At 66.9% G+C, this 14,459-nt stretch carries 12 protein-coding genes and 1 pseudogene; 7 read left to right on the forward strand and 6 right to left on the reverse strand.

Features of this window, described 5'->3' with window-relative positions:
• The first annotated feature begins 407 nt into the window (after window positions 1-407).
• The 4 genes from VJS38_RS03530 to VJS38_RS03545 all read left to right on the forward strand — a co-directional run bounded on the left by VJS38_RS03530 (window position 408) and on the right by VJS38_RS03545 (window position 4,944).
• A complete protein-coding gene (locus VJS38_RS03530) occupies window positions 408-623 on the forward strand; it encodes a hypothetical protein (protein ID WP_324086772.1) in 216 nt (71 codons plus the stop codon).
• A gap of 182 nt (window positions 624-805) precedes the next feature.
• Window positions 806-1,975, forward strand: coding sequence for a glycosyltransferase (locus VJS38_RS03535; protein ID WP_324086773.1), 1,170 nt, complete (start codon window positions 806-808; stop codon window positions 1,973-1,975).
• Between the two features lies 1 nt (window position 1,976).
• Window positions 1,977-2,996: a glycosyltransferase family 2 protein gene (locus VJS38_RS03540; RefSeq protein WP_324086774.1), complete on the forward strand. Its 1,020-nt coding sequence runs from the start codon at window positions 1,977-1,979 to the stop codon at window positions 2,994-2,996.
• A 1-nt stretch (window position 2,997) separates the two neighbouring features.
• Window positions 2,998-4,944 carry an acyltransferase family protein gene (locus VJS38_RS03545; RefSeq protein ID WP_324086775.1) on the forward strand — a complete coding sequence of 649 codons (1,947 nt, stop codon included), beginning with the start codon at window positions 2,998-3,000 and terminating at the stop codon, window positions 4,942-4,944.
• Window positions 4,945-5,004: 60 nt separating this feature from the next.
• Here VJS38_RS03545 and VJS38_RS03550 read toward each other — a convergent pair whose 3' ends face one another.
• The gene (locus tag VJS38_RS03550; RefSeq protein ID WP_324086776.1) at window positions 5,005-5,604 is read right to left on the reverse strand and encodes a J domain-containing protein; all 600 of its coding nucleotides are present in this window, start codon (window positions 5,602-5,604) and stop codon (window positions 5,005-5,007) included.
• Window positions 5,605-5,834: 230 nt separating this feature from the next.
• Here VJS38_RS03550 and VJS38_RS03555 point away from each other — a divergent pair, with 230 nt between their 5' ends.
• Window positions 5,835-7,001, forward strand: a complete 1,167-nt coding sequence (locus VJS38_RS03555; protein ID WP_324086777.1) for a glycosyltransferase family protein — start codon at window positions 5,835-5,837, stop codon at window positions 6,999-7,001.
• Between the two features lie 189 nt (window positions 7,002-7,190).
• On the forward strand, window positions 7,191-7,922 hold the full coding sequence (locus tag VJS38_RS03560; protein ID WP_324086778.1) for a polysaccharide deacetylase family protein: 732 nt from the start codon (window positions 7,191-7,193) through the stop codon (window positions 7,920-7,922).
• A 13-nt stretch (window positions 7,923-7,935) separates the two neighbouring features.
• Here VJS38_RS03560 and VJS38_RS03565 read toward each other — a convergent pair whose 3' ends face one another.
• Window positions 7,936-9,147 (reverse strand): ABC transporter ATP-binding protein, encoded by a 1,212-nt coding sequence (locus VJS38_RS03565; protein ID WP_324086779.1) that lies wholly within the window; start codon window positions 9,145-9,147, stop codon window positions 7,936-7,938.
• 48 nt (window positions 9,148-9,195) lie between these two features.
• A complete protein-coding gene (locus tag VJS38_RS03570; protein ID WP_324086780.1) occupies window positions 9,196-10,086 on the reverse strand; it encodes a class I SAM-dependent methyltransferase in 891 nt (296 codons plus the stop codon).
• A gap of 531 nt (window positions 10,087-10,617) precedes the next feature.
• On the opposite strand from VJS38_RS03570, the gene VJS38_RS03575 reads away from it, so the two are divergent.
• On the forward strand, window positions 10,618-11,310 hold the full coding sequence (locus VJS38_RS03575) for a sulfotransferase (protein WP_324086781.1): 693 nt from the start codon (window positions 10,618-10,620) through the stop codon (window positions 11,308-11,310).
• A gap of 65 nt (window positions 11,311-11,375) precedes the next feature.
• Here VJS38_RS03575 and VJS38_RS03580 read toward each other — a convergent pair.
• From VJS38_RS03580 to VJS38_RS03590, 3 genes and pseudogenes are all read right to left on the reverse strand, one after another.
• Window positions 11,376-11,501, reverse strand: a pseudogene (locus VJS38_RS03580) (hypothetical protein); the annotation flags it as partial.
• Between the two features lie 22 nt (window positions 11,502-11,523).
• Window positions 11,524-11,838, reverse strand: a complete 315-nt coding sequence (locus VJS38_RS03585) for a hypothetical protein (protein WP_324086782.1) — start codon at window positions 11,836-11,838, stop codon at window positions 11,524-11,526.
• 65 nt (window positions 11,839-11,903) lie between these two features.
• On the reverse strand, window positions 11,904-14,126 hold the full coding sequence (locus VJS38_RS03590; protein WP_324086783.1) for a polysaccharide biosynthesis tyrosine autokinase: 2,223 nt from the start codon (window positions 14,124-14,126) through the stop codon (window positions 11,904-11,906).
• Window positions 14,127-14,459 lie beyond the last annotated feature (333 nt).

Here is a 14,459-nt window from a genome sequence, read left to right on the forward strand (position 1 = left end):
AGCAGGAGCAGCCTCGAAGTCGCCGTCACGACCTCTCCCCTGCGACCGACGAGGTCGGTCGCGAACCTTGCTGGATCACCATCTCGTGCTTCTCGTCCGCTGTTGGCCGGGCCCCCGCACGAGCGAAACGCTATCGGCGCCGGGCAAGGGGGGACAGGGGAAGGGCGGGGGGAAGCGGCGCGCATGCCCGGATGCGGGCTTGTGCAGCCCGAATGCCCCCGCGGTTGCACGCCGGCGGCCAACTTCGCGTGCGGATGGTCCTGCTCGGACGGCGGTGGCGGAGGCTGCGCCGCCGTTCGCGATCGTGTGGTGAATCGCGCGGAAAGCTTGCCGGCAAACCAAGCCCGAACACTTAGGTGCGAACCTCCCCGCGTTCCCGGCGAAGTTCCTGATGCGGAGGATTGAACGTGGGCCTTCATCTGATCGGTTTTCGCCTCGCGGGCGGCGGCGGTCGCGAGGTGCATGTCAACCCGGAACAGGTCGTGTGCGTGCTCGACGTCGGCGACCGGCGCGCGCAGATCGTGACCACGGGCCTCTCCAACGAGGCGTCAATGAGCCTGATCGTCGAGGCGTCCCACAGCGCGGTGGTGCACGCGCTGCAGGCGAGCCGCCTGAACGCCTGAGGCGCGGGTCGCCAGGCGCGTATTGTCGCGCCTTTGGCATCCGCACGCGCCGATTGCGGCGACGACAGCATAAGTGGTGAACCGCTCCGCCGTTCGACCGGCGTCCCTTGAGCGGGTCGGGCCGGCCGGCAAGGCTTGAAGGCGCAGGCTCCGCTGCGGCCACGACTTGGACGGCTCACTGCATGAGGCTCAAGGTCCTTTACATCCTGCCGCCGACCAAGTCGTACGCGGGCATCGAACGCGTGGTCGACGAGATCTGTTCGGAGCTGGCCGAAAGATACGCCGCCGACATCGACCTGGATGTTCTCTACACCTCCGCCTACAAGGGCGCGAACGACCACCCCGCCTACAACAAGATTCAGGAATGCGTCCGCGGTCGACTGGACCTGATGCGCACGGTGCGGCGCGTCGCGCGGCGCAAGGACTACCGGCTCGTCGTCGTCCCGCAGGTGGAATCGACGGTGCTCTACTGGGTCTCGTGCCTGGGGACGGGGAAGAAGTTCGTCCTCTACCTCCACGGCAATCCCAGGCGCGAGGCGAGCCACCTCAAGGCGAAGATCATGTTCTTCGTCATGCGCACGCTCGTCCTGCATCGGCTGGCGGCGGTGTTCGGCACCTCGCCGAAGCAGCTGCAGAGCTTCCGCGCCATGTTCCCCAACCGCGCGCCGCACTTCTGGGTGCCCAACCCGGTCCGGACGTTCGACCACCTCGCCGCGCCGCATGACGCCGCCTCCGACGCCGTCACCTTCGTCAAGGTGGGCCGCTTCGCCTATCAGAAGGGCCACGACATCCTGCTGCGCGCCTTCGCCCGGGTGCACGCCGCGCGCCGGCACGCCCGGCTGGTGATGGTCGGCTACGGCGCCGGCGAGCCTGCGCTGCGCGAGCAGATCGAGGCGCTCGGCCTTGGCGAGGCGGTCCGCATCGAGCACCTGCCGCACAGCCCGGAGCCGGCGCTGGCGGCCGCCGACGTCTATGTGTCCGCCTCCCGCTGGGAGGGCTGGTCGCTGGCGATCTGCGAGGCGCTGCGCTTCGGCCTGCCGGTGGTGGCCACCGACTGCGATTTCGGCCCCAGCGACATCCTCACCGACCGGCGGCTCGGCCGGCTGACCCCGGAGGGCGACGAAGCCGCGCTCGCCGCCGGCATGATCTACTACTGCGACAACCTGGAGGAGGAGCGGAAGGCCGCGGCCTTCCGCAGGTCCTACGTCGAGCGGTTCGACGCCGAGGCGGTGGTGCACGTCCACGCCGACGCCCTGGCGGCAGCCGCCCGGCGGCCGGCCAAGCCACAGCCGTCCCGCCGGGCGGCGGGCGCGCGCGAGGCCCTGGCCCAGGTCGAGCTCAGGGAGGCGTGAGATGAGCCAGCCCAAGCTGCTGCTGAGCGTGATCATCCCCTGCTACAACTACGAGGCCTATGTCGGCGAGGCGATCGAGAGCGTCCTCGATCAGATGACGCCGGACATGGAGGTGATCGTCGTCGACGACGGCTCGACCGATGGGTCCTGGGACGTGATCCGCCTCTATCGCGACCGGGCGAACTGCATCCGCACCGAGAACCAGGGCCAACTGCAGGCCTATCTGACCGGCTTTGCTGAGGCCCGCGGGCGCTTCGTCTACTTCCTCGACGCCGACGACGTGCTCTGTCCCGGCGCGATCGAGATCCTGCGGCCGCACCTGCGGCCTGAGGTCTCCAAGATCCAGTTCATGCTGAAGCCGGTCGACCGCGCGGGCTCAGGTCTCGGCGAGCCGTTCCCGAAGCTGGACCCTGCGGCGGACTCCGGCGCCCTGATCGAGCTGATCGCCCGGCGCGGCAGCTATGCGACGCCGCCGACCTCCGGCAACGTCTACCGGCGCGACGTCTACGAGGAGGTCGGCGACCTCAGCTACGAGCGCAGCATCGACGGCGCGCCCTACCTGCTGGCGCCGTTCCTGGGCGAGGTGGTGACCATCGATCGCGCGCTCGGCCTCTACCGGATCCACGGGACCAACGTCTCGGGCTTCTCCTCGATGAGCGCCGAGAAGATCGACTACTGCATCGCGCGCTTCCAGAACCGGCTGGCGCACCTGAAGACGCTGCTGGCGGAGAAGAAGATCCGCCGGGACTTCGAGCTCAAGGCCCACTACGCCTATGTGGGAGAGCTGCGGCTGATGGGCAGCGTCGCCCGCGGCCGGCGGCCCTCGACGGATCTGCTCTTCCCATACCTGAAGGCGCTGATGGCCGAGCAGAGCGGGGCGCCGCGGCTGTTCCACGCAGCCTTTGCGCTGCTGCTGTTCGCCCTGCCGGCCAGCCTGGCGGCGAAGGTCATGGCCTTCCGCGTCAACCCGTCGGCGTTCAGCGGCGTGCGCACGCGGGTGAAGGCGCTGATGGCGTCGTGACATGAGTCTCTATCGGCGAGACATCGACGGCCTGAGGGCGCTGGCGATCGTGCCGGTGGTGCTGTTCCACGCGGGGCTGGCGCCATTTTCCGGCGGCTTCGTCGGCGTGGACGTCTTCTTCGTCATCTCGGGCTACCTGATCACCCAGATCCTGCTCGACGAGAACGCCCGCGGCGCCTTCTCGATCGGGCGGTTCTACGAGCGGCGGATCCGCCGCATCTTCCCGGCGCTGTTCTTCATGCTGGCGGTGGTCTCGGTCGCCTGCCTGATCATGCTGCCGGGCGACCTGCGCATCTTCGGCCGCACGCTGCTGGCGACGATCGGCTTCGCCTCGAACCTGCTGCTCTGGAAGGAGTCCGGCTATTTCGACGCGCCCAGCGAGAACAATGTGCTCACCCACACCTGGTCGCTGGCGGTGGAGGAGCAGTTCTACATCTTCCTGCCGGTGGCGCTCTGGCTCGCCTTCCGACTGGGCGCGCGGCGGTGGGTTCCGGCGCTGATCGGCCTCGCCATCCTGGGCTCGCTCGTCCTGTCGCAGTGGATGGTCCAGGACCACGCTTCGTCCGCCTTCTACCTGTTGCCGCCGCGGGCCTGGGAGCTCTTGATCGGCTCCTTCCTGGCCTCGGTCGCCAAGCCCAGGACCGCCCCGCTGGTCGACGAAATCCTCGCCGGCGCGGGTGTGCTGATGCTGGCGGCCTCGACCATCCTCTACCGGCCGGGGATGACCTTTCCGGGGCTCTCGGCCTTGCCGCCTTGTCTCGGCAGCGCGGCGATCATCTATGCCGGGATCGGCCGCGAGACGCGCGTCGGCCGCCTGTTGGGCAATCGCCTGTTCGTCGGCGTCGGCCTGATCTCCTATTCGCTCTACCTGTGGCACTGGCCGCTGCTGGTGCTGCCCAGGCTCTACCTCGACCGGCATCTGACGCCCATGGAGGCGGTCCTCAGCATCGCCGTGGCGACGGCGATCTCGGCCGCTTCCTGGCGCTGGGTGGAGCGACCGTTCCGGCGCCGCCGAGAGCAGCCGCGGCGCCGGCTTTTCTGGCGGACGGGCGTGGTCATGGGGACGGGTTGCGCCTGCGCGCTGGTCCTCGCCACCGGGGTCGAGGGCCGGGCGCCGCCGCGCGTGCGGACCATCGCCAGCTACTACGGCGCCCACCAATCACAGGCTCCGGGCTGCAGCTTCGCAGGGCTAGGCGGAGCAGGGGACCTGCGCCGCAAGTGCCTCGAGCCCGACGCGACGGCCGTGCTCTGGGGCGACTCCCACGCCGGCCAGTACGGCAATGCGGCCGTCGAGCTCGCCGCCGAGCAGGGAATGACGCTGCGGGTGGCGACGACGCCGGGCTGCGCACCTCTGCCTTATCTGGCCCCGGTCGAGCCCAGCGGCCGCGTCGATACGCGCTGCGGCGAGTTCAACACCGCCTTCCTGCAGGTGCTGGCGGAGGATCCCACGGTGCGCACCGTGGTGCTGGCCGGGCGATGGGCCCGGTTCTTCTTCGCCCCGGACGATCCGGAGGGCCGGACGCTGGCGCCGGTCGGCGACGCCATCCAGGCCGAGGGGACGGCGGCCAAGCTCACCGCCTCGCTGGACATCGCGGTCGACCGCCTGACCCGCGCAGGCAAGCGCGTGGTGCTGATCGGCCAGGCTCCGGAGGCCACTGAGGAAATGCCGCGCTGCCTGGCGGTGCGCGAGTGGCGCGGCCTCGATCCCAGTCTCTGCGCCCTGCGCCCGGAGACCCTGCCCGACCAGGCGGCCGCCAAGGTGATCGCCCGCTTCGCCGCCGCCAAGGCCGTGCCCTACATCCGCCCCACCGACGTCATCTGCGCCGGGGCGCGCTGCGCTGAGTACCTCGACGGCGTTCCGATCCTGGCCGACACCGACCACCTGACCCAGCCTGCGGCGCTGGCCGTGCTGCGCAAGGGCGGGTTCGGCGGGGCCTTGATGCGGTAGGGGGCCGAGTTTTCTGGGGCGACGGCTGAAATCGCTGGCGTTGCGCTCGCGCAACAAATGTCAGCTCTGATCGGTGAGCAGCTTTTTTGCAAACTCCTGGTGAATCATGGATGCGCGGTCGACGCCGTCGATCGTGATCGCCAGAAGTCCATCTTCCCCCGTCGCGATCCAGCCCTTGGCTTTAAGATACCAAAGATGAAATTCCAGATGTTCGTAGGGACATCCTGACAGGTGTTCCAGCTCGGCGCTTCCTATGCCGGGCTCCCTTACATTTCGCCGACGCTTGAAATATAGCATGGTAAGTATGTTGTTTTGAATCGAGACGTCTCGGTCGATTCCAATACTATATCGAGAAGGATCTTCCGAAGCGCCGATATCTATATCGAAGCTGTCTGTATTTCCGATCGCATCCTTAGGTGACTGAGAAAGGGGCGGGAGGTAATCTTGGTGATCCTGGTGGTATCGTGCGCGCCTGGCTGCATCCCTGAGCGTATCGTGGGCCTTGATGACGGCGTCAAACTTGGACCGATCCCCGGTCTCCCGATTGTCCGGGTGGTACCGGCGGGCCAGATGGCGAAAATTATGCTCTATCGCCTCTGAAGTGGCGCTCGGGCTTACTTCCAAAAATTCGTAGTAATTGACGAAGGTTTTGGCTTCCATTCATGCGCCCCGGTTTGCGCGCGCCCGACCATGGCAGCGTACAAGCTAGACCTTTGCGACCGTCGCGGGCCTCGTCAACCCGGACAAAGCGTAGCGGGCGGACGGGAACCGCGGACGCCGCGACCCTCCGCGAGGCCATTCGCCTGGACATCTTCTCAGGAGGGGCGAGTCAAGCCCTCAATCACCCCTGAGTTGAGCGACGGCCCAAACTCTTTGCGATCGAGGCGTGTATGAAGTTCCTGCTGATCAAGGCGATGGCCGAGGCCCATCCCTACAGCCAATTCGCGATGGCCTTGCAGGGCGCGTTGCGCGAGCTCGGTCACCTTGCGGTCATCTCGGATCAGAGCGCCCATGTCAGCGCCGGCGCGGCGACGACGGAGCATCTGGTGCGGGAGCTGCAGGCCGACGCTTACGACGCGGTGCTCTCGTTCAGCTCGTTCTTCGGTTCCATCGAGATGCAGGACGGACGCTCGTTCTTCGACGCCATAGGCGTGAAGTTCGTCGGCTGGCAGCTCGACCATCCGATCTATGCGCCGCAGAGCCTCACGCGTTCGCTGCAGAACCGGTTCGCCGTCTACTCGAACCGCCACCACCTGCGCTACGCCGAGGCGGTCAAGCTGCCCGGTCGAGGCGTGATCCTGTTGCCCGGCGGCGACCTGCCATCGGACGAGCCGCGCGAGCACAGTGCGCGCGACTGGGGCGTCTTCATCGCGGCGACCTATCGGGCGGAGCCCGTCCGGACCTGGGAACAGGCTGCCGACAGCCCGGGCAAGCGGCTCATGGCGGGCGTGGTCGACCGTCTGCTGGCCGACCGCGAGGCGTCCCTGCTCGACGCCTTCAACGAGACCTCCGCGAAGCTGCGCCTCGGGGCCAGGCTCGGAGTCGATCCGGACTTCGACGCCCAGATGCGCGATTTCCTCTGCCAGCCCCTGACCTACGTGCGCAATTGGGATCGCATCCAGATCGTCCGCGCCCTGGTCGAGGCCGGCCTGCCGGTGACGATTTGCGGCGGCGGTTGGCGGCAGGTTTTCGGCCATCGGGACAACCTGGCCTATCTCGAGCCGGTCGACTTCAGGGACCTGCCGAGGCTCTACGGGAACGCCCGCGTCGTGATCAACCTGAACGCCGGCAACGGCGGCAGCGAGCGCGCTGTCCATGCCGCGCTCGCGGGCGCTGCGGTCGTCTCCGACTTCAGCCGGGAGCTGGACGGGCTCATGGGCGGTGGCGAAGGGGTGGCTTTCTTCAACCGCGCCAAGCCCGAAACCGCCGTGCGCGTCGCGGCCGGTCTGCTGGAAGGCGACCGGGGCGAGATCCTCGCCCGTCGCGGCTTCGAGCGCGTGGCCGCCAACGGGCTTTGGCGTCACCGCGCCGAGCAACTTGCGGAGTTCGTGGCTTAGGGCCGCCAGGCAGCCTGGCTCGCCACATCAGTGCAAGGACCGAAACGCTCCCGTGCCGAGTTGTTGTGTGTCGGCGCTGAAGCGGACGGGCATGTGGGCTGGGATGGAATGCGGACGCTCGCGACCCGAGTTCTAAAGAAGATTGCGCGCACTGCGGGGCTGGAGCGGCGGCACGTGGCGCCCCCTCGCATGTACTGCGAACGGCTTTCCCTCGCGACCTTCGGCGCCCGGCGCAAACGCCTGGGCGGTCGGATCCTCGCCTATCACACGCTCGGCCAGGGCGAATGGGGCGTCAATGACGTCTCCCCGATTCAGTTCAGGCGGCACTTGGATCTGGCGTTGCAGCTCGGTTATCGGTTCGTGCCCGCGTCCGTGATCGCCGCGAACGGCGGCGGGCCGAAAGACCTGGCCATCACCTTCGATGACGGGGCCTGCAGCGTTTGCACGAACGCCGCTCCGATTTTGCGGGAATACGGGCTTCCCTATACAGTTTTTCCTGTCACAGACTGGGCCGAAGGCAAGGTCGAATACTTCGTCGGCAGGGTGATGACCTGGCGGGAGATGGATGAACTCATGGCGCAAGGCGCCGAGATCGGCAGCCACTCCGTCTCCCATCCGGACTTCGCCAAGATCAGCCACGCGCAATTCGAGGAAGAGCTCGGTGAGTCGCGGCGCATCATCCAGGCCCGGCTCGGCTGTGCGACCGAAGCCTTCGCCGTACCGTTTGGGCAGGCGGACAATTGGCCCGCCGCCGCCGCCGTGGCCGCGCGCGCGGCTGGCTACGCCCAGGTCTACGCCCAGGCCGAAGAGACGAGGCCGGCTGGAACGGTCGCGCGGACCTTCGTCTCCCGGTTCGACGGCGATTTCATCTTCAAGGCGCTGGTGATGGGCGCGTTCGATTGGTGGGAGGAGTGGTTCTGACGCCCGGGCTCGGCTACTCGATCTGCCATTGCCCGGGTTCCTGAAACACGCCGTAGGTGTTCATCTGGAACACGGGGTGGCGAATGTGAAAGGTCTCCCCCAGCTGGCAGGCCAGCTGACGGCCCCGCTCGCGAACGGCGATCGCCGCCGTGTACATGTCCGCGACGAGCTTGAGCGGCGGCGTCGTGAGCGTGATGGCGCCTTCGCCATCGAGCGCGGCGAGGTCGACATGGTCGGCGTGGGTGCTGTAGGTGCAGCAATGGACCTCGTCCGCGCGGTTGATTTCGATGCGGAAGTCGGGGCGGTCGATCCGCCGCGTGGTGCGGTAGCGGACCTTGACCCGCATGCGCTCGCCGAAGTCGAACAGGGTCTTCGCCCGGCCGCCCTCGTCGGTCAGGGAGATGTCGGTGACGGTCAGCGGCGGCGCCTCGAAGCCGTCGCCTTGAAACCAATAGCTCTGGGCCAGGCGACTGTCCGCCGTATAAAGCTTCAGGCCTGCGTCGGTCGAGCCGTCGAAGACGATCTCCCCCTTGCGCAGGTAGATCACCCGCGGGCACATCGACTTGATGGCGAACATATTATGGGAGACGAACAGGATCGTGGATCCCAGACGTTCAAGCGACTTGGCGAAGTCGAGGCATTTCCGCTGAAAGCTGAAGTCGCCGACCGCCAGGACCTCGTCGAGGAGCAGGATGTCGGGTTTGAGGTGGGCCGCCACGGCGAACGCCAGCCGGACATACATGCCGCTGGAGTAGCGCTTGATCGGCGTGTCGATGAAATTCGCGATCTCGGAGAAAGCGACGATCTCGTCGAACTTGCGGACGACCTCGTCCCGGTTCATTCCGAGCATCGAGCCGTAGAGGAACACGTTCTCGCGGCCCGTCAATTCGCCGTGAAAGCCGGTCCCCACCTCCAGCAGGGCGCCGAGGCGGCCCGTGACCGCCGCGGAGCCTTCGGTCGGCGTGACGATCCGCGAGAGCAGCTTGAGCAAGGTGGATTTGCCCGCCCCGTTGCCGCCGATGATCCCGACGTTTTCGCCGCGCGCGATCTCGAAGCTGGCGTTGCGCAAGGCCCAGAACTCGCTGGCGCGTGGTTCCAGCCTGCGGCGGGTCAGGTCGCGCGCCGCGGACTGAATGGCGTCGCGCAGGGAGTTATTGGCCGCCTGACGAGCCCTGACCTTGTATTTCTTGCTGAGACCATCGGCCCTGATCGCGACGTCGGCCATCACCAGGTTCCAGACGTGGGTCCTCTACGGCGCGGAGGCTCGGCCGATTCAACGTTGCGCCGACAGCAGCTTGAAAGCCTTCGCCATGCGGTGCGGGGTCGGCCAGCGGACCCTTCGCGCCAACAAGCCGGCTTGTTCCAGCGGCAACGTCGTGCGGTCGCAAAGGGTGCGCAGCCCGTGCGCCGCCGTGTTCGGATCGACGCTTTGGTAGCAGTCGATGAACCCTCCGATCACATGCTGCTTCACGAAGCCTGTGCGCCTGATGCGCCGATCCAGGTCCAGTTCGTTGTCCTGGATGTGCCAGGCGCTCGCGTCTTCCGCCGCGCGGGTGTCGAAGTTGGCGATCAGCCAGCCGCCGGGCTTGAGCACGCCGTGCAGCAGCTTGGCCGTGGCGTCGAAGTCGCTGACGCAGGTCAGGGTGTCGAAGGCGGTGACGACGTCGTAGGTCGCCGCCGGCAGGTCCTCCTCATTGAGGTTGACCGGGCGGACGTCGACCCCATACCGCGCGTTGCGCCAGATTGCATAGTCGAGCAGCGGCTTTGAGACGTCGGCGATCGTGACGTCGAACCCGAAGCGGGCGAAGACCTGTCCGTTCAGGCCCGTCCCCGATCCGAAGTCGAGCAGCTTTCCCTTGGCGCCTCGTGAGCGCAGGAAGCGCACGACGGCGATCGACTGCGGAAAGGCGTGCCCCGTGACCTGCAGGTAGGCGTACCAGGCGAGGTCGTAGCGCCAGGACGTGGTGGTGTCATAGAAGGCCTGAACCCCTTCCGGGGTCGACCGATCGGCCGCTTTCCATTCAGCGATGCTGAGCGCTTCCCAGTCGATGCACTTGCGATAGCTCTCCTCAATCGTTTCGTTGTGATATTCGGCGAGTTCCGAAAGCACCGAATGGCGAGGATCGCTTGCCGAGCCGCAGACACATTCTCGCAGGATGTTCATGTCGTCGCTGAACCAAGCTTCCGTTTGTTCAGCTCGCCAGTAAGCAGGTGTAGGGGGTGATATATCTGGGTCGATATGTTGGCCCTGTGCACCCTGACGTTGAACGAGCACGAGCTTCGTCAGCGTCTCGAGAAGTCCGTGGGCACGGTCCTGAGTTTCGCTCATGTGGCCGCCCTGGATCCAAATCCCTCACCGGCCCGATAAACTCGCCTTCTGCTACGAAGGTTTCGCCGTTTAGCATCGATCAGTCTGAAGGTGGCCGGGCGGCGCACATGCGCTGATGCGGGCGCTGATGCGGGCGCTGATGCGGGCGTCAGCCGCCGGACGGATCCGAGCGGGCTTCAGGCCCGCCGTGCGGGGATCTCTCCGCTTGGCAGATTAGTTCATCATGTCGGCGCGCGGCTGCTGGACCGCCGCCGCGGGCGACCCGTGACGTGTGGATTCCTCCCTGTGGTCGCTCTCTGTCCCAAGCGTGACCGTTCGGCGTTCGAGTAAAATGCTGCGGACGTGGAGGTTATCCGGGAAAATCCAATGAAAATCCTGGAACACATAAGGGCGAGGCGGGCACATATACCAGTACGATATTTGTTTATCATCGCGTACGGCAGATCCGGTTCGACGCTTCTGCAAAGCATACTTGCAAGTATTCCAGGCTGTCATATGACCGGTGAAAACGCGGACGCCCTGGGGGGGTTGTTTTCCACCTGGGGCGCAGCTCTCCAGGCGAAGCAGGAACAGGGGTGCGTGCCGCGGACCGCGCCGGGAGACCCCTGGCGGGGCGCACACCTGATCCAGCCGGACCACTACAATCGACGGCTGGCCTCCGTCTTCCTGGAAGAGATCATCCGCCCCCCTCGGGGAGCCAGGCTCATTGGTTTCAAGGAAGTGAGATACTTTCACTACGATGAAAACCTTGTCGAATATCTAGACTATATTCGAGAGACCTTTCAGCCCTGCTTGTTCATATTCAACCGCCGCTGCGGGGCGGAGGTCGCAAACTCAGGCTGGTGGGTGAACGACACGGAGGACATCAGGGAGCGAGTGCGACGCTTCGATTGCGCGACGGATGAATATGCCCGTGCGCATCAGGATGTGTCGATCGTCATCGATTACACGAGATGGCGGTCGGATCCGACCCTGCTGAAGCCGATTTTCGATCGACTGGGCGAGGAGTTTCGCTTGCAGCAGATCGAAAAAATCATGGCTAAACGCCTCGACCACTGAGGCGGCGTGATGGGGGCTGGGGCGAGCGCCTGCATTCCATCGAGAAGCGGGGCGACGAGTTCGGGTTAACGGGCTGGTGACACTGACCAAACAACCCCGTCATCCCGGACGGCCTGCAAGGCCGATCCGGGACCCAGGGGCCGCGCCCACCGCCCTGGGTCCCGGCTCTCCGCTACGCTCCGGCCGGGATGACGAGGAAAGATACGATCTGAACTACTGCGGCAGCCCGTCGCAGACATCGAGCCTGGGGGGCGGCGGCAGCCCCGCGTTCGTCTCCTTCGCGCGCGCCACCATCTTGCGGTGGTGGTCTTCCACGAAGGCGCGGCAGGCGTAGACGCTGGGCATCGCCATGATCTTCACCTGATAGTCGTGGCGTTCCTGCGGGGTCATGAGCGACCAGCCGTTGGTGTAGCCCGGCCCCGCGCGCGGGGTCATGGACGTCCTGGCGTCGCCGGCGGGCTGGGCGTGCGCCGTCCCGCACGCCAGGCAGGTCGCGCCGCACAGTGCAAACAGGCGAAGTCGAACCATCTCGTGGCTCAACCCGCGACTGCAGCCAAGGTTTCCCGAGCGCCTTGCCGCAGCCGAGGGCGGGCTCAATGCACGTAGTAGTTCTTGTGCGTCAGGTAGTAGGCGGTGGGGTCGGCCGGATCGACGCTGGCCGGGCGGCGCAGGTCGACCTGGGTGAGGGTGACGCCCGCCAGGTTGACCCCGGCGCTGGCCAGCAGGCGAAGCGCGGTCTGCACCAGCGCCCGCGGCGTGCGCCGCCAGTGGGCCAGCAGCAGGACGGCGTCGGCGCAGCGCGCCACGGTCCGCGTCTCGGTCACCAGGATCACCGGCGGAGTGTCGAGGATCACGAGGTCAAAGCGCTGGCGCAGCTCGTCCATCAGCTCGTGCATCTGTGGCGAGCTGAACGGGTCGTCCGGCGTGAAGTGGGACTCCACCAGCGGCAGGATCATCGCCCCGCTCTTCTCGTCGAGCATCAGAGCCTGGTCGAGGGTGGCCCTGCCGTTCAGCACCTCGACGAGGCCCGCCTGGGGCGACAGCTCCAGGAGGTCGGCGATGGTCTGCTGGCGAAGGTCGCAGTCGACCACCACGGTGCGCACGCCGGCGAGCGCTGCGCTGCGCGCCAGGCCGACCGCCGTCGTCGTCTTGCCCTCGCCCGAGAGCGAGGAGGTGATGGCCAGCACCTTGGCCTGGGCGTCGAGGCAGGAATATTCGATCGTCGCGCGCAGGCTTCGGAACGCCTCCGAGAAGCTCGACACCGGTCTGGTGACGATGTGGTCGATCGGCCGCTCGCGCGAGGCCTTCTCGCCGGTCACGATCGAGTTCATGCGCGGGATCGAGCCCAGATAGGCCACGCTGAGCTCGCGCTCGACGATCTCGGCGTCGGGCAGGCCCTTCTCGAGCATCTCGGCCACCAGCGCGGCGGTGACCGCCGCGGCCAGGCCCAGGACCCCGCCCAGCGCCATGTTGAGGCCCTTCTTCGGCGCGCTCGGCGCGGTCGGCTTGGCGGCGAAGGAGACGATGTGGGCGTCGGTCTGGGCGAGTCCGGCCTCGGCGCTCAGTTCCTTGAACTTGTTCAGGAAGCCCTCGTACAGCGTGCGCTCGGCGTCGGCGTCGCGCTTCAGCTCGTCGAGTTTGACGACCGAACGGTTGTTCTGCGCCAGGTTCTGCCGCGCGTTGGCCAGGCTGGCGTCGATCGAGGCGCTGCGCTCGCGCGCCACGATGGCCTGGGCCTGCAGGTTGGAGGTGATCCGCTTGATCTCCTCCTGGATCTGGCTGTCGGTGTCCGAAAGCTCGCTCTGCGCCTTGACCAGGTCGGGGTGCCTGGGGCCATAGCGGCTCTGCAGGTTCGCCACCTGGGCGCTCAGCTGGGCGCGCCGTTCGCGCAGCTGCTGGATCACCGGCGAGTTCATGGTCTCGCCGATGTCGTCGCCGGAGCTGCCGTGGGCGATCTGCTGCATGGCCGTGTTCAGCCGGGCCTGCGCCTCGGCCTGGCTCGCGCGCATCATCGCCGCCTGCTGGTTGAGGCCGGAGATCTCCTGCTCGGTCAGGGTCGCGCCCTCGGCGCTCAGCAGGCCGTGCTGGATCTTGTAGTTCTGCAGCGCGGTCTCGGCGTCGACCACGCTCTGCCGCAGATCGCCGATGTGGCTCTGCAGGTAGGCGTTGGCCTGCCGCGAGGCCTCGTACTTCGTGGCGAGCTGGGCCTTCAGGAAGTTCGTCGCATAGGCGTTGGCGATGCGCGCGGCCTTCGCCGGGTCACGGCTCGTGAACTCCACGCGGATGATGTAGCTGGTCCCGACGCGGCTGACCTTGAGGTTGTTGCGGACCGCGTTCGCCGTGTGGCTGAGCTTGGCGTCGGTCGCAGGAGCGCCGGACGAGGACAGCGACGGCAGCGAGGGGAGCAGGGCGCGGATGCGCTCCACCAGGCTGGGCTGCCGAAGGTCGGGATTGAACTCGGGATCGCGCTCCAGCTGCAGGTCGTGCACGACGGCGGAGGCGATCGCCGGCGAGCGCAGCACTTCGACCTCGGTCTCGATGGCGCTGGCGTCCAGCGCCCCCTGGCTGAGGTTGCTTTTGTCGTCCCCTTCGACCAGCAGCCCGCCGCTGGGCTTGTCGATCATCAGCTGAACGGCCCCGGTGTAGACGGGCTTCATGGTGAGCGTGACCGCGGCCGTCGCTGCGATGACGACGAGGAACACGCCGATCATCAGGCGAAGGTTGCGCCGCGCCAGCCGCATGACCCGTCCCGGATCGAGCATGGGTTCGTGGGCCGCGGCGGCGAGCGCCACGTTCGAGCTGACGTGCATCGACATTACTCGCGATTGTCCAACCCCGCTCGATCGGGCCGCAGCGCGGCCGCAGTGTCGAGCGCCGGTTCGGAAAGCGGTCCGAACATCCGCCCGGAGCGGCGGAAATGTCCGGTCCCGGGCGTGGGCGCCCGGCCGCATGCTCCAATCCTGGCAACGGCTCTGGCGCCTGGCCGGCGAGGTGGCCGGCCGGGTCAGGGCCGACCGCTAGTTCCGGTAATAGCTTCGCCATCCGCGGCGCTGGCGCATCTTCTGCTTGACCGGCTCGATGGCCAGGAAACCGAGCAGCGCCAGGCTGCCGCCGAATACGATCGCCAGCATTGTCATCCCCTATTTTCG

The organism is Phenylobacterium sp. (assembly GCF_035276905.1).
In the GTDB taxonomy this organism is placed as follows: domain Bacteria; phylum Pseudomonadota; class Alphaproteobacteria; order Caulobacterales; family Caulobacteraceae; genus Phenylobacterium.